This window comes from Stenotrophomonas sp. Steno-Z10-BAI, from assembly GCF_056393115.1.
Genome location: NZ_JBWJOZ010000002.1, coordinates 540,958 through 566,958, shown reverse-complemented (window position 1 = coordinate 566,958; position 26,001 = coordinate 540,958). Strand labels below are relative to the sequence as shown.

Annotated in this window: 19 protein-coding genes; 12 read left to right on the top strand and 7 right to left on the bottom strand. The window is 61.2% G+C overall.

Annotated features, from left to right (window positions below; all coding sequences use genetic code 11):
* Positions 1 to 29: 29 nt before the first annotated feature.
* The 5 genes from AC06E9_RS07425 to AC06E9_RS07405 all read right to left on the bottom strand — a co-directional run bounded on the left by AC06E9_RS07425 (position 30) and on the right by AC06E9_RS07405 (position 8,138).
* A complete protein-coding gene (locus tag AC06E9_RS07425; protein WP_478055797.1) occupies positions 30 to 2,282 on the bottom strand; it encodes a TonB-dependent receptor in 2,253 nt (750 codons plus the stop codon).
* Positions 2,283 to 2,506: 224 nt separating this feature from the next.
* Positions 2,507 to 3,328, bottom strand: coding sequence for an enolase C-terminal domain-like protein (locus AC06E9_RS07420; RefSeq protein WP_478055796.1), 822 nt, complete (start codon positions 3,326 to 3,328; stop codon positions 2,507 to 2,509).
* Between the two features lie 111 nt (positions 3,329 to 3,439).
* A complete protein-coding gene (locus AC06E9_RS07415; protein WP_017355001.1) occupies positions 3,440 to 6,433 on the bottom strand; it encodes a Tn3 family transposase in 2,994 nt (997 codons plus the stop codon).
* A gap of 23 nt (positions 6,434 to 6,456) precedes the next feature.
* Positions 6,457 to 7,728 carry a site-specific integrase gene (locus tag AC06E9_RS07410; protein WP_017355000.1) on the bottom strand — a complete coding sequence of 424 codons (1,272 nt, stop codon included), beginning with the start codon at positions 7,726 to 7,728 and terminating at the stop codon, positions 6,457 to 6,459.
* Positions 7,725 to 8,138 carry a MerR family transcriptional regulator gene (locus AC06E9_RS07405; protein WP_014159604.1) on the bottom strand — a complete coding sequence of 138 codons (414 nt, stop codon included), beginning with the start codon at positions 8,136 to 8,138 and terminating at the stop codon, positions 7,725 to 7,727. Before AC06E9_RS07405 ends, AC06E9_RS07410 begins: the two co-directional genes overlap by 4 nt.
* A 105-nt stretch (positions 8,139 to 8,243) precedes the next feature.
* Between AC06E9_RS07405 and AC06E9_RS07400 the strand changes: the two genes are divergently transcribed.
* The 12 genes from AC06E9_RS07400 to AC06E9_RS07345 all read left to right on the top strand — a co-directional run bounded on the left by AC06E9_RS07400 (position 8,244) and on the right by AC06E9_RS07345 (position 23,196).
* Positions 8,244 to 8,861 (top strand): cation efflux transmembrane domain-containing protein, encoded by a 618-nt coding sequence (locus AC06E9_RS07400; RefSeq protein ID WP_014159605.1) that lies wholly within the window; start codon positions 8,244 to 8,246, stop codon positions 8,859 to 8,861.
* A gap of 308 nt (positions 8,862 to 9,169) precedes the next feature.
* Positions 9,170 to 9,490, top strand: a complete 321-nt coding sequence (locus AC06E9_RS07395) for a hypothetical protein (protein WP_062167471.1) — start codon at positions 9,170 to 9,172, stop codon at positions 9,488 to 9,490.
* Positions 9,491 to 10,046: 556 nt separating this feature from the next.
* A complete protein-coding gene (locus AC06E9_RS07390; protein ID WP_017354999.1) occupies positions 10,047 to 11,762 on the top strand; it encodes a phosphoethanolamine transferase in 1,716 nt (571 codons plus the stop codon).
* A gap of 73 nt (positions 11,763 to 11,835) precedes the next feature.
* Positions 11,836 to 12,207: a diacylglycerol kinase gene (locus tag AC06E9_RS07385; RefSeq protein ID WP_017354998.1), complete on the top strand. Its 372-nt coding sequence runs from the start codon at positions 11,836 to 11,838 to the stop codon at positions 12,205 to 12,207.
* Positions 12,208 to 12,348: 141 nt separating this feature from the next.
* A complete protein-coding gene (locus tag AC06E9_RS07380; RefSeq protein WP_017354997.1) occupies positions 12,349 to 12,660 on the top strand; it encodes a hypothetical protein in 312 nt (103 codons plus the stop codon).
* Positions 12,661 to 12,716: 56 nt separating this feature from the next.
* A complete protein-coding gene (locus AC06E9_RS07375) occupies positions 12,717 to 13,970 on the top strand; it encodes a TolC family protein (protein ID WP_017354996.1) in 1,254 nt (417 codons plus the stop codon).
* On the top strand, positions 13,967 to 15,220 hold the full coding sequence (locus AC06E9_RS07370) for an efflux RND transporter periplasmic adaptor subunit (protein WP_014159610.1): 1,254 nt from the start codon (positions 13,967 to 13,969) through the stop codon (positions 15,218 to 15,220). Before AC06E9_RS07375 ends, AC06E9_RS07370 begins: the two co-directional genes overlap by 4 nt.
* A gap of 15 nt (positions 15,221 to 15,235) precedes the next feature.
* Positions 15,236 to 18,472, top strand: a complete 3,237-nt coding sequence (locus AC06E9_RS07365; RefSeq protein WP_017354995.1) for an efflux RND transporter permease subunit — start codon at positions 15,236 to 15,238, stop codon at positions 18,470 to 18,472.
* Positions 18,473 to 18,550: 78 nt separating this feature from the next.
* Positions 18,551 to 21,010: a heavy metal translocating P-type ATPase gene (locus AC06E9_RS07360; RefSeq protein ID WP_017354994.1), complete on the top strand. Its 2,460-nt coding sequence runs from the start codon at positions 18,551 to 18,553 to the stop codon at positions 21,008 to 21,010.
* A gap of 1 nt (position 21,011) precedes the next feature.
* Positions 21,012 to 21,725 (top strand): response regulator transcription factor, encoded by a 714-nt coding sequence (locus tag AC06E9_RS07355; RefSeq protein WP_017354993.1) that lies wholly within the window; start codon positions 21,012 to 21,014, stop codon positions 21,723 to 21,725.
* Between the two features lie 82 nt (positions 21,726 to 21,807).
* Complete coding sequence (locus AC06E9_RS07350; RefSeq protein ID WP_017354992.1) at positions 21,808 to 22,530, top strand: hypothetical protein; 723 nt, start codon at positions 21,808 to 21,810, stop codon at positions 22,528 to 22,530.
* 387 nt (positions 22,531 to 22,917) lie between these two features.
* Positions 22,918 to 23,196 carry a hypothetical protein gene (locus tag AC06E9_RS07345; protein WP_027080079.1) on the top strand — a complete coding sequence of 93 codons (279 nt, stop codon included), beginning with the start codon at positions 22,918 to 22,920 and terminating at the stop codon, positions 23,194 to 23,196.
* A 12-nt stretch (positions 23,197 to 23,208) separates the two neighbouring features.
* Here the strand turns inward: AC06E9_RS07345 and AC06E9_RS07340 are convergent, their stop codons facing one another.
* Together AC06E9_RS07340 and AC06E9_RS07335 are read right to left on the bottom strand one after the other, a co-directional pair.
* Positions 23,209 to 24,306, bottom strand: coding sequence for a UvrD-helicase domain-containing protein (locus AC06E9_RS07340; RefSeq protein ID WP_017354990.1), 1,098 nt, complete (start codon positions 24,304 to 24,306; stop codon positions 23,209 to 23,211).
* Positions 24,284 to 25,864: an ATP-dependent nuclease gene (locus AC06E9_RS07335; protein WP_017354989.1), complete on the bottom strand. Its 1,581-nt coding sequence runs from the start codon at positions 25,862 to 25,864 to the stop codon at positions 24,284 to 24,286. Before AC06E9_RS07335 ends, AC06E9_RS07340 begins: the two co-directional genes overlap by 23 nt.
* Positions 25,865 to 26,001: the final 137 nt, after the last annotated feature.

Here is a 26,001-nt window from a genome sequence, read left to right as displayed (position 1 = left end):
AAGGTGCCGCGCCGCCCTGCCCCGCTCGATCAGAAGCTGTAATCGAGCGACACACCCACGGTCCGCGGCTGCATCATCACCGCATTCCAGCGGCGGTACTGCTGCGCGCCGGCGGCAGGAATCGTCCTGCCGGCCGCCACGTAGATGTCCTTGTTGGTGAGGTTGGTGACGAAGAAGCGCACCGTCGTGTTCTGGCTGCTCACTTCGGCAGTCAGGTCAACGGTGGTGTAGCTGGGCAGGTCGAAGGACTGCGTCGCCGCCACCGATGCCGCACGCTCGCCGTAATAGCGCAGCGCGCCACCGACGCTCCAGCCCCATTCGCCGCTCGTCGGGAACTGGTAGTCGGCCTGCAGGCTGCCGGCCCACTCGGGCACCTGCGGCAGCTGGGCACCGGATTCGGCCTGGTTCGGGCCGCCCGGGCGCGCCGGGGGAATCGGCGCGGTCAGCTTCGCGTCGGTGTAGGTCAGGCTGCCGCTCAGGCGCAGGCCGTCGACGGGCATCAGCGCGCCGGTGAATTCAACGCCCTGGCTGCGTGCTTCGCCGCCATTGACGCCATAGGAGATGCCCTGCGCCGTGAGCAGGTTCAAGCGGATGTCATCCCAGTCGATCCGGAAGGCCGCCACTTCCACCAGTGCACGACGATCCCAGAAGTGGCTCTTCAGGCCGGCTTCGTAGTTGATCAGCGTGTCCGACTTGACCTGCGACGGCACCTCCGGGGCGGCCGGCAGGATGGGATTCGGGCTGCCGGCGCGGTAGCCGGTGGCCACGCGCACGTAGGCCATGGTGTCTTCGCCCAGGAACAGGCGCGGGCTGGCGCTCCAGGTGGTCACGCTTTCCGAGGAGTCGGTGATCCGCTGCACCCCGTCACCGCCCAGCGGACCGCCGAGGGTCTGGCGGAATTGCTGGTCATTGCGCGCATGGCGCACGCCCAGGGCCAGATCGAAGCGGTCGGTGAACTTCCAGGTGGCATTGCCGAACAGCGCCTTCTCTTTATACGTGGTCAGCACCGAGGCGGTGAACAGATCAAGCACCGGATTGAACGCCGGGCTCAATGCACTGCCGCGCTCGATGTAGGCGGCATCTTCATCGGTATAGAACGCGCCAAGCTGCCATTGCAGGCGACTGTCGCCCTTGGAGGTCAGGCGGAATTCCTGGGTCCACTTCTTCAGTTCGATATCCGTGTCCAGGCCGGCGTATGCCATCACCGGGCCCACGCCGGGCTTCTGGCCCAGCAACGGGATGTACTCCACCGACTGGTCCTGCAGGCGCCAGGAGTTGGATTTCATCCAGCTGCTGGCGGAAGTGAAGTCGGCCCAGCCCAGATCCCAGTCCACCGTCAGGCCGTACACGTCGTACTTGATCGTGCTCGGCTGCAGGAACAGATACTCGTTCGAGTAACCGGGCAGCTTCGGCTTGAAGGTGGCCGGGTCGAGCGCGACCGTCGCGAAATTGTCGCCCTTGTTTTCCTGGCGCATCGCGGTGAGCAGCACGTCCACCGTATCGGAGGCCTTCCACAGCAGCGAAAGGCGGCCGGCGTTCTGGTACACATCGTTGGTGTCGCGGCGATGCAGGACGCTGTTGTCGATCCAGCCCGGACTGGTCTGCTCGGCGTAGCTGGCGCGCAGGGCCAGCTGACCCTTCACCAGCGGCACATTGACGGCGGCGCGCTCGGAATGGCCCACCCGGCCGCCATCGTCGACAACGCGCATCGTGGCACCGGCGCGGCCCGAGAAGTACTCCAGGTCCGGCCGTTTGGTCACGTACTTGACCACGCCGCCCAGTGCACTGGCACCGTACAGCGTGCCCTGCGGGCCGCGCAGCACTTCCACGTTCTGCACGTCGTACGGCAACAGGTCGAACATGCCGGAGGTCGCACCGGACAGTGAGCCATTGGCGGTCAGCGGCACGTCGTCGACGTAGATCGAGGTCGCGGCGGTGTTGCCCATCGGGGTGATGCCGCGGATCGAGATCGTCGAGCGGCCCGGCGCACCGAGGCTGGTGATCTGCAGGCCGGGAACCAGCCCGGCCAGGTCATTCATGTTGTTGACCTGGAGGCGGTCGAGCTGCTCTTCGCTGATGACGCTGATCGACATCGGGATATCGGTGACCACCTCCACGCGTTTCTGCGCGGTCGCGGTCACGGTGCCCAACGTATGTACGTCGTCGCGGTTGGGGTTCTCGGCGGCGACCTGTGCCAGTGCCGTGGCGCTGCAGCCCAGGGCCAGGATGCCTGCAGTGCAGGCCAGCGACAACGCGTTCATTCGGAGCGAACAGTGACTCATGTGATGAGACCTCGGTAGCGAAGCTGGACGCCCACGGCAATGGGCACGGAATGCGGCAGTCAGGGCACCCCGTCGTGCTGGGGTGGGGGCCGGCCTGGCAGTGACGCTCCTGGGATGAATGGCTATGTGTAAGCCCATGTAGGACACAATAGTCCTGTTCAGAGAACTGTCAATCCTGCGTCGCAGCATTGACATGAATTCATGCGCCAGGTGCGCCCCGAACCTCAGCGTCCAGCGCCCCAGACCGCTTCGTCACACCAGATCGTGCCGTCGCGATAGAGCACCCCGGGGGTGCGGTCCTGCTTGAGGAACGTGGGCCCGTCCAAGTCGACGAGATCGCACAACTGCCCGACCACGAAGCCCGGCGCAGCGCCCAGGCTGCTGCAGACCATGCAGCCGACCATGACGCCCAGCTCGGCCTCGCGTGCCGCGGCGGCGATCAGCAGCGCCTCGGTCAGGCCGCCGCATTTGTCGAGCTTGATATTGAATACGTTGAAGCGACCCTTCAGGCCGTCGACATCGGCCAGGGTGAGCGCGCTTTCATCGGCGGCCAGAGGAATCGGCGACACGAATCCATCCAGATCGGCCTCGCGCCCGCGGGCCAGTGGCTGTTCGATCAGCGCCACATCGGCGTCCACCATCGCAGCCACCAGCCGCTCGAGATCGCCAACCTGGTAACCCTGATTGGCATCGACCCCCAGCCATACCTCGGGGCGCACCGCACGGATCGCTGCGACGCGTGCGATGTCCAGGTCGAGATCACCGGTCAATTTGACCTTGATCGAACGCGCCTGGCGATACGCGACGGCGGCGGCCGCCATGGCCGCGGGCTCATCGGCGCCGACCGTGAAGGTCGTGGGGAGCGGCCGCGGCGGGGGCAGCCCGGCAAGCGCCCAGACGGGCTTGCCCGCCTGCTTGGACTCCAGCTCCCAGAGGGCGGCATCCACCGCGTTGCGTGCGCCACCGGCTGGCAGGATCGTGCGCAGTTCCTCGCGCGTGGGGTGTGCCTCGATGGCATCACGCACCGCTTCTAGCTGGATGCGCATGGTCTCGATGTCTTGAGGGTCGGCAGGGAATCGTTACGTACAGGGCCAAAAGCTGCCTAAGCAATTGAAACGAAATGATAATTGCCTTATCCCGATAGCGGATCTCCCCGTCTATGGGGCCTGTTCAAGGACTTTCGCTGTATAGCTCAGCGGCGCCACTTCCCTATCAAGGTCGAGATGGTAGTCGCCGAAGCGATTGATGTGGCTGGTCCGATACGGCGACAGGCCGGCCAGGATCTCGGGGGTCAGTTCAATCCCCTCCTTCCGCATCTCAGCCAAGGTCCGGCTCATGCCTTCTACGTTGTGGAGGATGATCATGTTGGCGACCAGCTGGCTGTACTTGATGATCTTGCGCTGCTCGTGTTGGACGTTCTCAGCAATGATCCCCTGGCTGCCAAAGAACACCCATTTTACGAAGCCGTTGTACTCCTCGCTCTTGTTGGTCGCAGCATGGATCGTTTTCCGAATCTCGTTGTCGTCGATGTAGCGCAGCAAGAACAGCGTTCGGACGGCCTTGCCAACTTCCCGGAAGGCGAAGTACAGCTTGTTCTTCCGGCTGTAGGTGCCCAGCCGGCGCAGGATCGAGGACGCGGTGATCTTCCCCAATCGGATTGAGATCACCACCCGCAGCATGTCGTGGAGATGGGTCGCGATCAGTTGCCAGTCGATGCTGTCTCCGAACAGTGCCTGGATGTTCTTATAGGTCCTACCAGGTTCGGGCCGGAAGAATGTCAGATCCTTGATGTTTCGTATCCTGGGCATCAGCTGGATGCCCAGCATGTGGGCCAAACCGAAGACCGGATAGCTTTGGGCCTGCGTGTCGCCATGGACGATCTCGGGCTGGATGTCGGACGTGTTGGCCAGCAGGCCATCGAGGATGTAGATGCCCTCGTGCACGCCACAGGGAATGAAGTGGCTGAACAGCGCCACGTATTTGTCGGACACATGGTAGTAGCCGATGCCGCCGTAGCCGCCGTAGCGGATGTGGTACTCCGACAGCAGGTTGTCCTCGTACACGCTCCACTTGGTGCCATCTGCTGACGCGCTCTTGCCGCTGCCCCAATAGCCCGGCAGGTCAAATTTGTTGTAGGTATTGATGACCTCCACGATGGCCTTCTCAAGGACATCTTCGGTCACGTATTTGAGGTTGAGCCAAGCGACCTGGCGACGGCTGAAGCCCTTGATCGACCGCGCCGTCTGCGTCGGACCCAAGTTGCAGCCATAGCAAAACAGCGTGGTGATCACCCGTCGAGGGAGATCTTCAACCTGGCTCTCGGTGCCGGCGATCGGACGGAAGAATCGGTGCAGATCCAGCCATTGGCTGGCGTCGATCAGGACATCGACGATGCTGGACTCCGGGAGCCGTTCGGCGATGAGGCGGTCCACGGTGGCAATGGCGCTTGAGACCTCGGCGCGTTGCCCCTTCCGCAGTACCAGGCGTCCTTCCAGAATGTCCGCATGAACATTCTCGGGGAAACGCTCGTCAACTTCGTCGGCCAAGTCGGTCAGTTGTGCGCGCAACCCGGCCACGAAAGTCGCAGCGTCGGTGGGCAAGCCTGACACCTGGCCATAGGCTTCCAGTTCCTGGGCCAAGGTGGCTTCATCGACCAGCTGCTCGCGGTAGTCGTCAAATCGTTCGCTGCTCGGGATGAAGAGATCTCCCGACTTCAGTTCGTCCTTGACCTGCACCAGCACGGCCAGCTCGAAGTACTTACGGTGCATCCAGCCGGCGCCTGCCGCGCTGGCCCGCTTGCCAAACACGTGCTGACGCCAGAGCTTGGACATCCAATCGAAGTCCTTTTCCGGGTCCAGGCCGAGGGATGCGACCTCGATCAGCTCACGGCGTTGGTTGCGCAGCGACAGCACCGCTGCAATCAACGGCTCCATGCCGGCATCGTGGCTGGTTGCCCGCAAGTTCATCAGCTCCAGCCCATTGAACAGCAGCGGCCTGACCGCGCCGTAGGGTTGCAGCATGAAAGGCAGATAGTTCTTTCCTGCGTATGCCATATGTTCTTCGCATTCGGCCAACAAGGTCGACACTTCCGCTTCCAGACTGTTATCGATGGCATCCACGCGCTGACTATCGCTGCCGTCGAGCTGATAGGCCTGCAGGATTTCCTTGAGCTGGCCGATCAGGAAGTCGGCCCGCTTGGCATGTTCGAGCTGGTAGGCCAGCAGCTTTTGCTGGGCCGTGTTCTCCAGCCCGCGCACCTGCTTGATGAACAGCTCGGCTGCGTCATCCAGCGTCTTGGCATGCTGGGCGCGAATGAAGATGGTGGCCAACGCATAGCGCTTGTCCGGAGCCAGTTCGGCTAACTCGCTGGCGTCATAGGCGCGAGCCATTGCACGGAATTGCTTGAGCTTGGGCACCGGCACATCGATGGGAGGCAGCTGCTCGGCCAACTGCTGCAGCATGCGGATGTGCTGCAGATAGAACCGGACCTCCTTGTTGGTCGGTCGGCCAGGCTCGCGCTTGAGCGATTGCCAGCCAGTAAATCTGGAGCCTTCCGGTGCGCGCAGCAATTCGTCAATGAGCGTGCGCGTGGCAGGCGTCAGCGCGTGACTGATGCTGCGGTAGTAGCCCAGATTGACCCGCTCACGTGCGCCGATGGCGGCCAGCTCCAGGGTGCGGAAGCCTGGCAGTTCGTAGCGGTGGTGCACCAGCTCTTCGAGCAGGACGTTCACGATGTCCGGGATGGTGTGCTTGGTCTGGGCTGCTCCGGTGGCCACCGTGTCCAGCCAGGCCAAGCCTGATTTGTCCAGGGGATGTACCCCGATGAACTGCCGAAGCTGCGGCATATGGCGGCGCTGGCTACCGGAAGCGTCGTAACGTTCGAGCTGGTCGGTGTCCAATACGCGCCCGAGTCGGGCGGCCTTGGCGATGTGCTTCCGGATCCGCTCGGGCACTTCGGCTAACACCGTGAAGTAACCCAGGCGCTGGAAGAGCTTGAGATGAATCAGTACCGCCAGCTGCGGTCCCGGCTGGGTGGTCAGCTGCTTGGCGAATGCAATCTCAGCGGCGGTGGGGGTATAGATCTCCTCCAGTTCCTTGGCGGTGGGATCAGGCTTCAGTCGCGGGTAGGCGGTCTCGTGAAGGGTAGCCATTGGATCCGGAGGTTATGAGGGGATCAATCCCAGTGCCGGCCGTCGTCTGTATTGAGAGACGCTTCCAGGAAACACTGGTGCGTATCGGCCATGCGGTGCATGTCATCGAGCAACGTGGCCAGGATTTCATCCAGATCCCGGTCGGGATCGGTGGGAACAGTCAACTGGTACTCGCTGCTGGCAGTGTTCAGGCGCACAGCCTGGAACGGGGCCAAGCAGATCTCTTCGATCCGGCCTCGGGCCTTGGCCGCGCCGCGGCCCGTGCGGGCAAACGGGGTCAGCACCATGCGCAGGCGCAGCTGCAAGGCCGGTTTGCCCTCGGGCGCCGGCAGTGCCATCGCCGGTACCGGCGCGGTTGGACTGGGCAGGCTTGCTTCAATGCGGTCACGGGCAAAGGGGTCACGCCCGTCGAGATAGCGCATGGCCGACTGCACATCGCGCCAGCCCACGTACTCCATCAGCGCCTTCATGTCCCAGCCTTGGTCGTTGGCCCAGCTGGCAAAGCCGCGGCGCAACGAATGGCTGCTGTGGAGCCCCGCATCGGCAAAGCCGGCACTGGTCAGCAACTCGCGTAGCAGGCGCACCAAGCTGTTGGGATGCAGGCCCTCGGCGCTCACCTGGCCCCATTGGTTAACCGCCCGAAACACCGGCCCTTCGTGCAGGTCGGCCGCCTGCAGCCACACCTGGGTCGCCTCCACCGGGCACAACCGCGACAACGCCGGCACCTTGTAGGTGACGCCGGCGGCCTGGCGGTCGCCCTTGCTGCGCGGCAGGAAACAGGTCATCCCCTGTCCCGGCACCAGCGTGAGATGGGCCACGTCCAGACGCAGCAGTTCATCGCCACGGAAGCCCCGCCAGAATCCGAGCAGCACCAACGCTCGGTCGCGTTGATGGCGCAGCGCCGCCGCTCCGTCGCCCCGGGCATGCGCCGCCGCGATCGCGGCAGCCAACCAGTCATCGAGCTCGACCAGCCGCCGAATCTGCAGCGGCGCGGCTTGCTTGACCTGGCCCGGGTGCAGGGTCTGGATGCCTTTGAGCACCTTGCGCACCAGCGGCGACCGGGTCGGGTCGACAAAGCCGTGGTCGCGGTGCCAAGAGGCAATGGCGGCCAGCCGGTGGCGAAGCGTGCTGGCGGCTAGGGTCTGCGCATACGCGGCCAGGTACCGCGCCACGCTGTCCGGTGTCGCTGGGAGGTGGCCTTGCCATTCAACCTCGAAGTGCCGCAGCGCCGACGCATAGCTGCGCACCGTGTTCTGGCGCGTGGCTGCATCGAGGTAGCGGTCCAGTTCGGTCACTGGCGCGTGGCCTCCACAGCGACCGGCTGCCGCAGGGTCGACAGGATGGTGCATTCAGCCCGCTGCCCACCGTGGCAACTGGCAATCACCCGTTCCAACTCGGTGGCCATGCGCTCCAGGTCGGCCATGCGCGCCCGCACGTCGGTCAGATGGCTGCGTGCCAGCCGGTCCACGTCCCCGCACGAAAGCTCCTCATCGCCGGCCAGCTGCAGCAGGCTGCGGACCTCCTCCAGGCTGAAGCCTAGGTCCCGGCCGCGCGCAATGAAGCGCAGCCGCTCGATGTCGGCCGGGCCATAGACCCGGTAGCCATTGCCCGAGCGCCCCGGGCGCGGCAACAGGCCGATCCGCTCGTAATAGCGGATCGTCTCCAGGTGGCATCCACTGGCGTCGGCAGCCTCACTGATTTTCATTCGTAGTACGCTTGACTCCGTAGTAGCTACGGACTTTACACTCACCTGCTGTGTCATGCCAGCGACCCGCCCGGGCCCGGCTTCCCTGCGACTGGAGATGTTCCGATGAGTGATTGCGGCTGCCACCACGAGGCCAAGAATGCGCAGGAGCGGCGCGTCCTCTGGATCGCCCTAGCGTTGAACGCGGCGATGGCCGTGATCGGCGGCATCGCCGGCTGGATTGCCCATTCCACTGGCCTGCTGGCCGACGCTCTGGACATGCTGTCCGATGCCACCGCCTATGCCATTGGCCTGGTCGCTATCGGGCGCACGGCGCGCTTCAAGGCCAATGCCGCTTGGGTCAGCGGCAGCGTGCTGCTTGTGCTGGGTGTGGGCGTGTTGGTTGAGGTGGGCCGCCGGGTGATGTACGGCGCCGAGCCGGTCAGCGGCTGGATGATTGGCACCGCCCTGCTGTCGCTGGCGGTCAATATGGCGGTGCTGCGCATGCTGGCACCGCTAAAGTCCGGCGAAGTGCATCTGCGAGCGACGTGGCTGTTCACGCGGGCCGATGTGGTCGCCAATGTTGGGGTGATCCTGGCCGGTCTGTTGGTGTGGTGGCTGGCCAGCCCGTACCCGGATTTCGTGATCGGCGCCCTGATCGGCCTGTATGTGATCAAGGAAGCCTTCGAGATTTTAGGTGATGCCCGCCGGGCAGGTGCCGACGCGCGCAAGACGGCTGCATGACCAGGCTTGGCCGACTGAGCTCGGACTCTGGCGGCTGCGCTTGAACCCGGCACTGTCACGTGGCGCAGCTGGCCCCCGACCTAATCCGTCGCAGCTCAATCTGCGTGACCGTGCGGAAGCTCAGGCAAAACGTTAACTTTCTGTTCTTCGGATGCCGGATTCCGTCAATTTCCCGCGCCAGCTTTTGCCTGGCCACCTGACTCGCAGAGGCCACTCGAGCCCGCGAGATTGATGAATAAGCGTCAGCTTGCTGATGAGCGGTACCCAAGGTATCTTTCCGGCCTCAAATGTATCAGTCCTAGCCACACGTGCCTTCCATTGTCATCCATGCCAAGCGCTACGCTCTGGCACTGCTGCTCGCAGTGATGATCATCGTGCCTGTCGTTGATGCTTCGGTCTGCTTCTCTGAGGAGCAGTCACACCAGGAAGTGGCAGGGCCAGGCGATGGCCACCCCGATAAGGCGCATGCCGCTTGTGGTCACGGTCACTGCCACCACAGCAGCACTTTTGTGGCGTCCAACGGTTTCACCAGTGCCGAAGCCGCAAGAAATGAAGGCGGGCACACGTTCTACGAACAGCCCATGACGTCCCACATCCCGGACACGCTGATTAGACCTCCCAGGCTTTGATCGCATAAAAGGCGCAACGCGCCTGTCAGTCCTTCTGCGATCACCTTTGTGTAGGTCTTTCCATGAACACATCTTGTTGCTGGGCGCTCCGTGCGCTCGGCCGACGCGTGGCTGCACGTGCAGTCGCCGGCCAGTACTGCGCCGCCTTGAAGAAGGCGACCTGAATGCCCTTCTCAACATCTACCAATCTCCGAACTGCACGCGATCGAGCGGCACTACTGATGGCAACCTCCGTGCTTGCCATCGGCGCATCTCTTGGTGTGCGCGATTTTGGGCCTGTCGACGAACCGAGATTTGCCTTGGTTGCCACCCAAATGGTGGCAACCGGAAGCTCGCTGTTCCCGCGTCGGGGAGCGGAGCTGCACCCAGACAAGCGTCTCTTCATGTGGATCTCGGCTGCACTGCTGTCACTGACCCAAAACCTGCGGACCGCGGTCCTGGCCCCTTCGCTGGTGTCAGGCGTTGCATATGTGTGGATGGCTTTCCATCTAGGAACGCGCAATGGCGGCCGTGTGCGCTAGGGGCGCGCGCGGTGGTCAATAAAAAGGAATCACCAATGCATTACGTGAAAACAGAATTCAACCGAGGCAGTTCGCGCGGGGGCCTAGGCTCAGATCCACTGGGCCGTCTTGGCAAGCCCATCTGCGGCCCGCAGCTGGGCGTCAACACGTTGATTATCATCGTGGCGATGTACTTCACGTTCTTTCTCAACAGCGCGTTCTTCGCAGAAGTAATTGCGAAGAGTGGTGCGGACGGAGCAGCTCGTGCGCTACTTGTTATCTCTACGGGAGCGATCCTCACTGCCTTGAATGTGCTCATTCTCGGATTGCTATGCGTTCGATGGACGGTGAAGCCGGTTCTTGCATTGCTTCTCGTCGTGTCCGCTACTGCTGCCTACTATTCAGACAATTACAGCGTCTACTTCGACGCCAGCATGGTACGAAATGTGCTGAAGACCGACGGCGCTGAAGCCGGAGAGTTGCTGACCTGGGGCTTCTTTCTTGCGGTACTAATTAAAGGCGTCGTGCCAGCTATCGCGGTATGCATGGTAAGGCTCCAACGTTCTTCCAATGTGACGCGGGCGATACTTGCAAGAGTGCTTCTACTTGGCATGGCGGTTGTTGTAATCGTTGGCGCGGCAATTGCGTCATTCGACGACCTCTCATCACTCATACGCAATCACAAGCAAGTCAGATACCTTGCAAACCCTGGAAACTACATCGCTTCCATTGCGAAGGTTGTGCGAGAAGACACCCGTGCGGAGCGCGGTCCGATCCAAGTGGTTGGCCCCGATGCCATGATGACGCCTCATCCGCCAGGCGCGAAGCCCCACTTCTTGGTCATCGTTGTAGGTGAGACGGTTCGTGCGCAGAACTGGGGTTTGAATGGATACGGCAGACAGACAACGCCACAGTTGGCAGCGTTGGACGTCGTCAACTTCTCGGACGTGACTGCCTGCGGGTCAAATACTGAAGTTTCCGTGCCTTGTATGTTCTCGGTGTATGGAAGGCGAGACTACGATCGAGACAAGATCAGGGGCTCAGAGTCGCTGCTCCATGTGCTTGAGCGAGCTGGCATCAAGACGTTATGGCGGGACAACCAGACAGGTTGCAAGGGGGTTTGCGCGGACCTGGCGTTTGAGTCCTTCCGCGTGCCTACCAAGGATGGGTTGTGCGATGACCAAGCGTGTCGCGATGAGATCATGTTGCGGGGATTGCATGACGCTATCGATGACAATCCGGGTGATGTTGTGGTCGTTCTGCATCAGCTGGGGAACCACGGGCCGAGCTACTACAAGCGATATCCCGAGGATCTGAGGAAGTTCACGCCTGACTGCCGCAATGCAGATCTGGGCAAGTGCACGCGCCAGCAGATCGTCAATGCGTATGACAACGCAGTCCTTGCGACAGATGACTTCCTTGGAAAGACCATCCGGATGCTTGAGCAGGATCAGAGCCATGACACTGGATTGATCTACGTTTCCGACCACGGTGAGTCACTGGGAGAGGCGAACGTCTATCTCCACGGTCTCCCCTATGCCATTGCTCCCGACACTCAGATCAAAGTGCCCATGGTCATGTGGATGTCCGAGGGCATGAAGAGCAGCAACAACCTGGACCTTCAATGTGTCCGGGACCGATCAAACCGCCCGGCCAGCCACGACAACCTCTTCCATTCTGTACTCGGCCTCATGAACGTCCGGACGAAGTCGTTGGACGAAAGCCTGAATCTTTTCTCCGGTTGTTCCATCAACGCCGGGTCCACTTCATAACGGGCGACAACGAGCACGCTGCTGGAAGCGCCCAGCAGCGGCTCTTGGGGTCCTAAATTAAGGAAGCAACACAGTGGCAGATATGTACGGTCATCGTCCGCGGAGCATTGCCCGCGTTTTCAAGGCGCTCCGCTGGTCCCTCCAAGGACTACGATCAGCTTGGCTGCATGAATCCTCGTTTCGACTCGAGGTTGTCGCGGCCGTGGTGGCACTACCGGCAGCGATTCTGCTGGGCCACTCAGCGGTTGAGCGAGCACTTCTAATGGGGAGCGTGCTGGCTGTTCTGGCCTTGGAGCTGCTGAACTCCGCCATCGAAGCGGTTATCGAACGGTATGGCCCAGAGATCCATGAGCTGGCGGGTCGCGCTAAAGATATGGGTTCGGCCGCTGTGTTCGTGGCTCTTTGCAATGTCGCCCTCACATGGGCCGTTATCCTTGTGGGTTGATTCCCTGGGTCCCGACCTGAACGGGGCTAGGGTGCGTTCAAGCACAGCCACCGTAGTGTTTTTATGTAATTGTATCCGTCCAAAAGAGGTTGCTAACCTTTCCCAATGCGTCGCTCTCTGCCTGCTATTCGTATATACCTGATGCTGCTGCTTTTGGCGGCGTTCGTGGTCGTGCCTGTGGCCGAGGCATTGGCGTGCGCGCAAGAAGCGACGGTCAGCGTGGGCGATGTGCACGCCTTGCAAAGTGATTCAGACTCCGAGTCGAGCAAGAGCAAGGATTCGTCCAGTGCCGATGCCTGTGGCCATGGGCATTGCCACCATTCAACGGCAAGCCTCCCAGCTGCCGGTCACGACGATCTGTTCGCCGATGGCCGGATCTCGCTGCACAGTACCGAGCACGTGGACGTCTACGCGCTACGACTCGACGGTCCCATGCGCCCCCCCCGTATCTGATCTGGCTCTGCCTCGCACTTGCGGGTCGTTCGCTCAGATAATTTACGGGAGTTTTTATGTCGATTTTGCCAGGCCGGTCGCTTTCAGCGACCGGGTTGACTGTCGCTATTCTGTTGGCGTTGGTGCCAATCGGACATGTAGCTGCTCAAACTGCACCATCTTACGAATCGTTGCTTTCTCGCTTGAACCAGATGCCTGCGACGGTCCAAGGCGTCGCGCTGGCTGAGGCAGCCGAGGCGCGGGTACAACAGGCTCGGGCACTGCCCAATCCGACGGTCTCCATCGAAGCGGAGAACGCCTACGGCACTGGTCCCTACAAAGGTTTCTCAAACGCTGACAGCATTGTCACCCTCTCCCAGCCGCTGGAGATTTGGGGTCAACGAGGGGCCCGAGTGCGCGCCGCGCGTGCGGAGGCTGGGGCTGCAGGCTTGCGGGGTGATCTGATGCGCAGTGACGCAGCGGGTCGCCTGGCGGCGACATACGCCGAAGCAGAGGCTGCGCTGCGCCGATATGAGTTGGCCAGCGAGGCATTGGCCTTGATTGAACAGGACGCCAAGGCGGTAGCTGCGATGGTCAGCGAGGGACGTGAGCCCAACCTGCGCGGTGTGCAGGCACGGAGCGAGGTCGCCAATGCAAAGGCAAGCCTGGATGAGGCCGAGGCCTACCGGGATGCGGCGCTTGCTCGCCTGGCCGGCGTGTCCTTGGTGGACAGCCCCCTGACCGACATCGGTGAAAGCCTGCTTGACCGCGTGCCCTCTCACCCAGTCGCTATTGAGGTCGCCCCGCTTGCCGTTCGCATTGCCCAAGCTGAAGCGGAAGCCTCCGGCCGCCTTATCGATGTCGAGCGCAAGCGTGCGTTGCCACAACTGAGTGCATCCGTGGCTCAGACGCGCTTCCGCCAAGCGGGCGACCAAGCTTACAACGTGGGCATCAGCCTTTCGATCCCCCTATTCGATCGTAACCGCGGTGCGATCCAGGCGGCCTATGCGGAACAACGTGCTGCCGAAGCGGTTCTGGAGGCTCAGAGGCGTGACAGTGAGGCGGCCCGTTTGGGAGCGGTAGCGAGTCTCAAGGCATCCAACAGCCGCGTACGAGCAGCGGATGAAAGCGTACAGGCCGCAGATGAAGCCTATCGGCTGGCCCGCATCGGATTCGAGGCAGGTCGTATATCGCAATTGGAGCTGCGCAGCACGCGATCAACCCTGATCGCTGCGCGTGGCAGTGCTGTGGATGCCCGTCTTAGCCGGGTGGCAGCAGAAATCGACCTCGCCCGCCTTGAAGGGCGCGCACCGTTTGTGGAGGCAAAATGAACAAGTACGGAAACAAGACGCTCATCGGAGCGACGCTGCTGGCTACCTTGATGATGACCGGCGCGCTGACCTCATGCAGTGGCGGGGCGCAGGAGGATGCCAAATCCACCGGTACGGAGGCAGAAAAGCCGGCTGGAAAGGATGATGGTCACGACGATCACGCAGCTGACGCAAAGCCGGGCTCCGCCGAGGCGCACAGTGAAGGTGATGGTGATGGCGAACATGGCGAAGAGGAGTCCGAGGAAGGTGTAGTCAAGCTGACGCCTGACCAGATCAAGGCATCTGGCATCGGCGTGGTGGCTGTCGGCCGCGGCGGTGGCGCATCGACCCGCCTTGCAGGTCGCGTCGAGCCGGCCATCGGGGGGCGTGCTGCCATCGCCTCAACGGTCACCGGCCGCGTTGAGCGCGTGCTTGTTGCGCCGGGTACAGCCGTCAAGAGCAACCAGCCCCTGGTGATCATTGTCAGTGGAGAAGCTGCGACCTTCAAAGCCGCCGCCACTGCCGCTGCGGCGGAGGCCGAAGCCATCCGCCTGGCCTACGGCCGCGACAAGTCTCTTGTCGAGCAGGGCGTAGTGGCTCGCCAGGAGCTGGAGGCCTCGCGCGCGCGCTCTTTGGCCGCTGATGCCGCCGCTAGTGCTGCACGTGCACAGGTAGCGGCCAGTGGATCTCCGGACAGTTCCGGCCGGGTGACAATCTCCAGTCCTGTCGCTGGCGTGGTTGGCAACGTCCAAGTGACGCCCGGTGGTGTCGTCTCAGCTGGAACGCTTGTTGCGGAGGTTTCCAATCCGGACATGAATGAACTCGTATTCACTGCACCGCCAGCACTGGCCACTCTCGCGGTGCCCGGAATGAAGCTGGAAGTGACTGGCCCGGGCGGAAGCTTCGAAGCTGAGGTGATTGCCGCCGCTGCGAATGTGATGCAGCAGGGAGGCACCGCGACCATTCGCGCCAAACCAATTTCGGAGAAGTTGCCACCGGCCGGCTCCCCCGTTTCGGCCGTCATCATCGCCGATGGCGCAGCTGAAGGCATGAGCGTCCCGGCGGATGCGGTCCAAAGCGTTGATGGCAGAAGTGTTGTGTTCGTTGCTGTCGAGGGAGGCTTTAAGGCAACGCCGGTACTCGCTGGCCGTCGTGCAGGTAATCGAATCGAAATCCTTAACGGTCTGACAGGTAGTGAGCGCCTCGTAGGCGCCAATGCCTTCCTGCTCAAGGCCGAACTGGCCAAGGGCGAAGCCGAGCACGGCCACTAAGGGAACTCATACACCATGTTCAAGATCATCATTGAAGCAGCGGTCAAGTTCCGTTGGCTCGTGGTGTTTCTGGCTGCTTCGATTGCCTGCTTTGGCTTGTTCCAACTGAGCAAGCTGCCAGTCGATGCTGTACCAGATATCACCAACCGCCAGGTTCAGATCAATACCATCGCACCTGCCCTTACTCCGGAGCAGATTGAACGCCAGGTCACCTATCCTCTGGAGACGGCCTTGGCCGGCATCCCAGGTCTGAACACCACTCGCTCCCTATCACGCAATGGCTTCTCTCAGGTCACCGCGATCTTCACTGATCAGACCGACATCTATTTCGCCCGCCAGCAGGTGGCAGAGCGGATGCGGGAGGCTGCCGGAGATCTGCCCGAGGGCGTGTCCCCCATGCTCTCCCCGGTTACAACCGGGCTGGGCGAGGTTCTCATGTGGACGGTGGACTTCAAGCCATTCGACCCCAAGAAGCTGGCCAAGCCCGGCCAGGCTGGCTGGCAAGAGGGTGAGGTCTACCTGACACCAGAGGGCGATCGTCTTGGAACCGCCCAGGAGCGCGCAACGTACCTGCGTACTGTCCAGGACTGGATCATCGCACCACAGATGCGCTCCAGCCCCGGCCTGGCCGGTGTTGATACGGTGGGTGGGTACGTCAAGGAATACGGCATCTACCCCGACAGCGCTCGACTGGCGGCATACAACTTGGGTCTGGCCGATCTGGTCCAAGCACTGGAACGCTCCAACGTCCAGGCTGGCGCCGGATTCGTCCAGCGTGCGGGCGAAGGCCTGGTCGTTCGGGCCGACGGCCTTGCCCTTACGACCGACGACTTGGCTCAGTCGCCCGTTGCCACCAAGGACGGTGTGGTCATCCGGGTGGCCGATGTTGCCGAGGTCGGTATGGGGCGCGCCCCACGGCTTGGTGCAGCTAGCCGAAATGGTCATGAGGCGGTACTGGGCACGGCGCTCATGATCGCCGGCGGCAACAGCCGCACCGTCGCTCAAGCTGCAGCTGAGCGCCTGGCACAGGTCAATGAATCTCTGCCCGCCGATATCTTCGCAGAGCCAGTGCTGGACCGTAGTGTGCTGGTTAACTCCACTGTCAAGACTGTCGCCAAGAACCTGACCGAAGGTGCCCTGCTGGTCGTAGTTGTGCTGTTCCTGCTCCTGGGCAACCTGCGTGCGGCAGCCATCACCGCATTGGTCATTCCGCTGTCGTTCCTGTTCGCTGTTATCGGCATGAACAAGTTCGGTATCAGCGGCAACCTGATGAGCTTGGGTGCGCTGGACTTCGGAATCCTTGTAGATGGCGCGGTAATTGTGATCGAGTCCACCCTGCTGATGCTTGGCAAGCGGCGTGCCGAACTTGGCCGACCCCTCAATGCCATGGAGCGACTGCGTGTAGCCGCCGACTCGGCGAGGAAGATGGCGCGTCCTGCAGCCTTCGGTCAGGTGATCATCCTGTTGGTGTTCGCACCGATCCTTACCTTGGAAGGTGTGGAAGGCAAGACGTTCCACCCGATGGCCGCCACCTTCATGCTCGCCCTCGTTGGCGCATTCATCTTCTCCTTTACCTTCGTACCGGCGATGGCTGCCCTGCTGGTCAGGGAGCCCAAGCTCCACGCGAAGAAGGAAGGACACGAGGGCGACCAGGACGAAGAACATGAGACAGCCATCATCCGCGTCCTGCGCGGCCGCATCGAACCGGTGATCCAAGCGGCGATTCGTAGGCCCAAGGCAGTGTTCGCTGGCGCCCTCGTGATGCTCGCAATGGGCGTGGTCGGCTTTACGATGCTGGGTCGAGAGTTCATGCCAACGCTTGATGAGGGAAATCTCGCTATGCAAGCGTTGCGTGTGCCATCTACGTCGCTTGAGCAATCGTTGGCTATGCAATTGGCGCTGGAGAAGGCCATTGCTGCTGAACCAGAGGTTGTGACGGTCTTCTCGCGGACCGGTACTGCAGAAGCAGCTATCGACCCCATGCCGACCAACATCTCCGACAGTGTGATCGTACTTAAACCGAGAAAGGAGTGGCCAGACTCTTCCCTGAGCAAGGAGGATCTGATTGCAAGGTTTGAGAAGATCGCCGCCTCGCAGATAGGCAACAGCTTTGAATTCAGCCAGCCCATCGAGCTGCGCTTCAATGAGCTGATCTCAGGCGTGCGTACGGACCTGGCCGTCATGATCTACGGCGACAACTTCGAGCAACTGCAAGCTGTTGCCGATCAGGTCGCGCTGAAGCTGAGGAATGTCCAGGGCTCAGCGGATGTCCGTGTTGAACAGATTTCCGGCCTGCCCACGCTCAATGTGGCAATCGATCATCTTGCAGCTGCGCAGTATGGCCTCACGGCAGCGGACGTGAGCGACGCGCTTTCAACCGGTATTGGCGGCGCTGCGGCAGGCAAGATCTTCGAGGGCGACCGCCGGTTCGATGTTGTTGTGCGCCTCGGCGACGATGCACGCAATGACCCCGATCAGCTCGCGTCACTGCCGATTGCAACTCCAACTGGGGGCATCGTGCCGCTCTCCTCTGTCGCACGCATTGAGATCAGCGAGGGGCCGAACCAGATCAGTCGAAACAATGGAAGCCGTCGTGTGGTGGTGCAGGCAAATGTTCGCGGTCGTGACTTGGGCGGGTTTGTTGGAGAGGCCCAGGCGGCGGTGAAGGACGTACAGCTTCCGCCGGGCGCCCACATGACGTGGGGAGGTCAGTTCGAGAACTTGCAGCGGGCTGAAAAGCGACTCATGACAGTTGTTCCGATTGTCTTCCTATTGATCGGCAGCCTGCTGTTCATGGCATTGGGCAGCGCAAAGGAGGCGGGCCTGGTGTTCACCTGCGTCCCACTGGCCCTGGTTGGCGGAATTCTCGCGTTGCTGGTGCGTGGTATGCCGTTCTCGGTATCTGCCGCCGTCGGATTCATCGCGGTATCGGGTGTTGCGACCCTGAATGGATTGGTGCTCATGCAAGCCATCAGAGAGAGGCTTGATGCAGGTGACAGTCCATTGATCGCTGCAATGAACGGTGCCGGCAGCCGAATTCGCGCGGTGGTGACCACCGCGCTGGTGGCGATCGTTGGCTTCATTCCAATGGCTATTGCGAGTGGATCTGGTGCTGAGGTGCAGAAGCCTCTCGCCACGGTGGTCATTGGCGGCCTGTTGACCGCAACAGTACTGACACTTCTTGTGCTGCCGACATTTGCGGGGCGCTTGGCCAAGGCAGGCCCGAAAGGGCAACCGGAAACTGTCCACTGAATGATGGAGTGTTTGGGCCCGGCAGAGCATCTGCCTGCCGGACTTCCCGTTCCATTTTTATGACGTTGGAGGGAACAAATGAACCTGACCACAGAACTCGAACTGCCAGTAATACTCCCAGGTGTCTCTCGGGACGACAGCTGCGTCCAGAGGCTGGTCGCTGGTCTTCAGGACATGGAGGGAGTATCGCGCGTGCACATTCGCGAGGGTAGCGACGAAGCTCTCGGAACGCTCTGCATTCATTACGACCCCGAGATCGTCTCGCTTCAGCGAGTGCGAGAGGTGGCGGCATCCGTGGGCATTGAGTTGGGTGATCGGTATGGCCACCTTTTCTTGGAGCTTGGTTCGGCCGTTCACGCACGAAAGGCAAGGACAATTGCGGCGCAAGTGCAGGCCGTACCAGGCGTCATTGAAGCCACCACCAGCCCAGCTGGTGGCATAAGCATCGAGTACGAGAGAGCCAAGACAGGCGAGGCGGAGCTGAGAGCGAAGCTTGAGGCGCTGGGTGTAGCGCAAGAGCCACCGAGTCCGAGGGGAGATTTGAAGGATCAGCACGAAGGACACGATCACAAGGACCGACAGGACCCCGGTCATTCCCACGGGGGCACGCTAGGTGGCAATAGTGAGCTGATCTTCTCACTTGCTTGCGGCCTGCTCCTGATCGTGGGATTTGCGATTGAAAAGCTTGGGTTGACCCAAACGCCCTGGATCCCCACAGCGTTTTACGTAGCAGCCTACGTCTTTGGCGGCTGGTTCACGCTTGGCGAGGCGATCGGGAACATCAAGCTGAAGCGCTTTGAGATCGATACGCTGATGCTGGTTGCAGCGGCAGGCGCAGCCGCGCTCGGCGCATGGGCCGAAGGCGCCTTGCTTCTGTTCCTCTTCAGTCTCGGTCACGCCCTTGAACACTACGCGATGGGCCGGGCTAAACGTGCGATAGAAGCTCTCGCCAAGCTTGCCCCAGAAACTGCCAGGGTGCTGAGGAATGGGCAGGTCGTGGAAGTCCAGGTTGAATCGTTGATACCTGGAGATGTGGTGGTCGTACGTCCCAATGACCGGATGCCGGCGGACGGATTCGTTATCAAAGGGGCTAGCAGCGTTGACCAAGCCCCTGTCACCGGGGAAAGCATCCCGGTTGATAAGCTGGCAGTCAATGACGCTGCTCTAGCACGGGATCGACCTGATTCGGTGGTAATGGAGTCACGTGTTTTCGCCGGCACTATCAATGGCTCCGGCGCCCTGGAGGTTGAAGTCACGCGTCGATCAGGCGAATCGGCACTGGCCCGCGTCGTCAAGATGGTAAGTGAGGCTGAGACTAGGAAGTCGCCCACGCAGCGCTTCACGGACAAGTTCGAGAGAGTATTCGTTCCCGCGGTGTTGATTCTGGCTGTGCTCCTCCTTTTCTCCTGGGTTGTGGTTGATGAGCCATTCCGTGACAGCTTCTATCGTGCTATGGCAGTTTTGGTGGCAGCGAGCCCCTGTGCACTGGCCATAGCCACGCCAAGTGCTGTTCTGGCGGGCATCGCAAGAGCGGCACGTGGTGGTGTGCTCATCAAAGGTGGGGCGCCACTCGAAGAGCTAGGAATGATCCGCGCCATCGCGTTCGACAAGACTGGAACGCTCACTGAAGGCAAGCCGCGAATTACCGACATCAAAGTGATGCAGGGAACGACAGAGCAGGAACTGCTTCACGTTGCCGTCGCCGTCGAGGCTTTAAGTGACCACCCTTTGGCCGCAGCTATCGTTCGAGATGGTAATACTCGCCTGGGCGATGGACCGGTCATGGTAGCGACAGACCTCGCTAACTTCGCTGGAAGAGGCGTTCAGGCGAAGGTGAACGGCATTGACGTGTGGATAGGAAAGGCAGAAATGTTCGGTAACGACGGCATTGGCGCTCTATCCGCGGGTGCGGAGTCTGCCATTGAGGAGCTCCGTAACGCCGGCAGAACCACGATGGCCGTTCGCCTAGGTGATCGCGACCTAGGTGTCATCGGCCTTATGGATACGCCCCGGCCAGAGGCGCGTGAAGCCCTGGACAAGCTAAGGCGCTTGGGCATCCAACGAATGATCATGATCTCTGGCGACCACCAGACTGTAGCTCAAGCCGTGGCAACGGACGTGGGTCTAAACGAGGCATGGGGAAATCTCATGCCTGACGACAAGGTGAAGGCAATACGTCAGTTGAAGGAGACGGAGCGAGTGGCAATGGTCGGCGACGGTGTGAATGACGCACCCGCAATGGCTAGTGCCAGCGTCGGAATTGCAATGGGTGCCGCCTCTTCGGACGTAGCGCTGGAGACTGCCGACGTCGCGCTTATGTCTGAGGATTTGAGACAGGTTGCATTCTCTGTAGCGCTTAGTCGACGCACGAAACGGGTGATCCGTCAGAACGTGTATGTGAGCCTGGGCGTCGTAGCGTTGTTGGTTCCTGCGACCATCCTAGGTCTTGGCATTGGACCGGCTGTGGCAGTGCATGAAGGTTCAACCTTGTTGGTTGTATTCAATGCGCTGAGGCTCCTTGGCTTCCGTCAGTCGTGACATGCGAATTCTAGTGATTGAGCGCGATCGAGAAGTCGCTTTGAAGATTCTGGCCTACTTCGAGGCCCGAGGGCATCAGCTTGATACCATCGGGGACGGCATCGCCGGCCTTCACTTTGCGGCGTCCAATGGTTACGACGCAGTCATTCTTGATTGGATGCTTCCTCGCATGGAAGGCCCGGAGGTTCTGAGAAGGCTGCGGTTGAATCACGGTGTTTCAGTTCCTGTTGTGATGTTGGCTGCAAAGGTTGCGCTCTCGGACAAAATCATCGCTTTCCGCTCCGGTGCAGATGACTATGTGACCAAGCCTTTTGAGCTCCCGGAGCTCGAAGTTCGCCTAGAGGCGTTGGTTTCCCGTACGGAGGGACGCGTAACAAGGAGGCGGCTGCTGATCGGAGAGCTCACGTTGGACCTGAGAACGTTGGAGGCCACACGGGCTGGAAAACGACTGCATCTGTACCCAGCTTGCAGGAAGCTCCTTGAAGCGCTGATGCGGGCAAGTCCTGCCGCTGTGACCAGGCGGCAGCTTGAGCACACTCTCTGGGGTGACGACCTGCCCGACGGGGATCTTCTGCGATCACAGATGTCCAGCCTGCGGCGAAGCATTGATGGTCCGTTTGAGGAAAAGATGATCCAGACGCTGCCGCGGGTTGGGTATCGACTGATACCGCCATCAAGGCCTATGCCCCCCCCCCGGGGAAGGGAGGCCCTATGACGGTGAGGCGTAGACATGGCTGCAGAGCCGTCAGTGCAGACCTTGAGCGCCTGACTATTTGGCCACGTATTCTGATCAGAGTATGACCATGTGGAAGCCAGCCGCACTCCCAATTGGCGCGTTCTTGGCCGCAGCGATTTGGGGCGCAGCGGCCATGGTGCCCTTCGCGCCGGCATCAGAAGAGATGATGTTTTGGATACCGGTGTCGATTGCGCTAACGAGTGCGGCTGCTGCATTGGTAGTTGCGATGATGCAAGACATCATTCTGGTCGCGGTAAAGAGATGGCCACTGTTCGTGAAATTCTATCCAACCCTCTGCTTGGAGCCACTCCCCTTTGCATTCCTTCCAATCGTGCTGTCACTCGCCGGAATTGCGGAGTTCGGTCCAGCGATGCTGAGTGCAGCTCTATTGCTGATCGGCTTCTCGTTTGCGGAGACTCTCTTCGCCGCCGCCCTCCACAGAGCCCGGGCGACGCCGACCGCGGTTGTGATCTCGATGCAGTGCGCTGCTCTGGTGTTTGCAGTTTACATGTACAAGAAAGGCATCCAAGCGAACGTCAGTGACATCAGTTGGCCGTGGTTCGCATCGTCTGTCACTGCCATGAGTCTATTCTCCTTCCTAGTCGGAAGGTATTGGGCCAACCTGCTTCGTGATGCTGAGGTGGGGTTCTCTCCCTTACTGAAGTGGGTTCTGGTCACCTTCATAGCTGAAGGATCTACTAGTGAATGGAGCCGGTGGAGATTGAAGCAACCTATTAAGCAACGCAGACCACCGGGGCTTCGGTCCAAGCCTCGCAGGAAATAGGATCCGATCAACCAATCCAAATCATGGAGGCTAATTCTTGACAACTGCGAGCGCGACAAATATGACGCAAGGGCGGATGGGACCACCCGTCGTCAGTCTCGCTCTGTGAGAGGTGGCGCATCGAGATCACGTTTGTGGAGGTCTTCTACCGGCCGGAAGCAATACCCCGAGGTAGGTCCGTGGTGGCGACTTCTGGTTTCAATGCGCCCGAAGCCCACCGGAGCCTCAAAGATGCGCGCTCAGGGTTGCAGCGGTCGCTGGCGACAGTCGTCATCGGCCGGAGCCTGTCCCCCGCCTACCAACCTTGCTGGCAAGGCCGGTGTTTTTTGATTGCAAGATTCAGACCTATCCCGCCTGACAATCACATTCCCTGGAGTCACCGCCAACATGAATGAAGCCGAGCTGGAACAAGTGCGTACGGCGATGTTTACCGACCCCGGCGTGAAAGCGGTGGATGACCTGCGCCTAGTCCCCGCCAAAGAGCGCGGTCGTGCGATCGCGGCCACCATCACCGTCGCTGCGCCCTCGGTCGACCTGGACCTGGTGCATGCGGTGATCGCCCGCGTGCTGGCCGATCAATTTGACATCGATCAGGTCATGCTGTGCTTCAACGACCCGGGTCCGGTGCCACCACAGCCCACCGCGGCGCCCTTGAAGAAAATGTGATCGCCCGTGGCTCTATGCGTCTGCGTTGGCGGGCGCATAGAGCTGATAACCCGGCAACGCGCACGCGCCGGCATACACAAAGGCCACGCTTTGCCGCGCCCGGGTGAAGGCCACGTAGTACTTTGGTGGGGCGGTGATACGCGCTGCATCTGCCGTGCGCAGGTACTGTGTCAGCGGGCCGTTCGGAAAGATGAGGACCCGGCTGTAGGTGCGGCCCTTGCACTGCCCAAAGTTCACGGCCGGTAGTCCGTCGCACGCTTGCCGCCGGTCATGCCGGAGCACGGTGGGCGCAAACTCCTGCATGTACGCTTCAACATCCGCTGGAGCGACGAGGTAGATGCCATCGTGCCCGGTGACCTCGCCATTGCCTGATTGGGTTCGCGGCATCTGCGGATAGAGCGTGTCCGCCATATCGCACAGGGCCTGGACGCAGCGAAGGCTGATGAGGCGGTGATCCAGCTGGCATAAGCCGTCCGCCTCCCAAATCTGAAACAGCGCTGCCAGATTGGGTCCACGATACTGGCTGTGCCTTTGAGCATAGTTGGTGGCATACGTCGCCTGCCGCGTATCACCCACCAACGTGATGGCAATGCCGCTCTTCAACAGCCGCTCGACCAGATCCAGATCAAAGCCGGCGAGGTCCTGAACTTCGTCGATGTAGAGCTCGTCGTACATGGCCGCCAGGCGTGCCATGACCTGACCTTGGGTGAGCTCATCGCAGCGCACAGCGAAATCGGCCGCCCGGTCCGAATACATCCGGTTGCCTGCCAAGTAGTGGCGCGCCACCTGGGTGCGTGGGGCCCTGTTATTGGTGACACCTTCTACGAACAGGATGGTCTCGATGCGAGGCTCAGGGCAAAGCGCTGCCTGGTACGGGCGGATGCACTGGCACAGCAGGAAGCCATACCAGCTGTGCAAAGTGACATGCACGGGGACCGCACCGGCGTGGACCTCAAACGAGCGCCGGATCTCTTCTAGATTCTCCAGCGTGTAGGTGACAATCGCGATGCGACGCCCAGGCCGCTCCAGGGCCTGCCGGACCAGCAAGGTGGTCTTGCCCGAGCCGGCCGCCGAAAGCAGGACCCGGTTAGGTGATGGCGCGCTGGACATAGTCCGGGAACCTGATCGAGTGCGGGCTGTTGAAGATCGCCAGGGCCGTATCGGTCTTATGGCCCTTCATGTACTTGAGCAGCGCCACCTCATCGGCAAACGTCTTGCCCAGCACGGTATTGAGTTCGGCCAGCGAGTTGGCTTTGATCAGCTGCTCTTCCAGCGATGGGGCGCTTTCGTCGGAATCGTAATAGATCGCGTTGATGTGTTCGGCATAGCGCTCCTGCACAACGGCGATATCGCCATCATTGTCGGTGATCACCTTGGCCTGGATTTTCAGCCGATCTGCAATCTGCAAGAAGCGCTTGAATGCCAGCGACTTGACCGAAATGATGTCTACGCCGCGAGCCATCGGCGCCACGCCATGGTGGTCGCTGTAGGCGCGCTGCACGATCAGCTCGTCGGAAGGGCCTTCCACCAGGATCGCCTGCTTGGCCAGGATCAATCGCAGCGTGTCGTGGCCCGGCAGCTTCATGAAATAGTCATGGGTATCGCTCGGCAGCTGGTCCAGCTTCATCTGGCCCTGCGCGCTGAACAGGATCACGTTGTCCACGCCCAGCTTATTCAACACGAAGCTGCTGTGGGTGGCGATGATCACCTGCTGGGCGGTGGAGAGGGCCGCAATCTTGTCGATCAGCTGGGTCATGCTGGAATAGGACAGATGGTTCTCCGGCTCCTCGATCAGCAGCACGTGGGCAGCGCCGGCCGCGTGCATCGCCAGCTTCATCTTCACCGCGCTTTGCTCACCCTTGCCGGCCTGGGTGAACGGGAGCTCATCCAGGTAAGGTGACAAGCTGGTTTCCCATGTTGAGCGCGGCGATGTGTCCACACCCACCGTCAGCGCCCGGTGGCTGATGTCCCCGGTGTGCTCGGTCAGGTACGCATTGATGGCCGCCACGTCCGCCTCTTCGGAAAAACTCTGCCGCATGCGGCGGAAGCTCAACGACAGCGAGACGCGCTGCGCAGGCGTCAGTGCCTGATCGATGATGCCGGCGATATAGCGATCGGCACCGGACAAGGTCTTGATGCCGTGAGTGTCGATGATGGTCGAATCGAACGGAATGCTGCGAGCGGTGACGCCATTGTTGGCGAAGGAATACCAGCGCACCGTGTAGTACTCCACCGGCAGGCTGACCGCACCCTGGTGCTGCTGCAGGTAGGCGTTGAACTCCTCGCGGTAGTCGTCGTTGAGCTCGACCAGCAGCCGGATGCCGGCGGTATCCAAGCGCAGGGAGTTGTTGGTGCCGCGCAACGACGCCAGCGCGACATCTGCGCCCAGATAGGCTTCGATGGAGATCCGTGGCGGCGAAGCCGGCGTGCCTGCAGCAAGGGTCGCCAGATATTCCTGCACCGCGGGCTGGTGGAACAGGTAGGGCGTGAGCTCGTAGGCGAGATTGCGCCCATGCAGTTGCCCGGTGACCACCACGTGGATGGCCTCCAGCAGGGTGGACTTACCGACCTCGTTGTCGCCCACCACCAGGTTCATGTGGGCGTTGAGGGGCAGGTCCAGATGGCGAAACGACTTGAAATTGTCGATGACGATACGTTCGATCGGCATGCACAGTCCTTTGATGGCCAACGAGTTCGGTGGCGGCGCCTGCTTGCACCCCGGCTGGCCTCCTTTCCGCTCTGGGCCATACTACCCAGGGATCGCCAGCCTTGGGCGGTTTCGTACTGTTTTGACGACTTGAAATG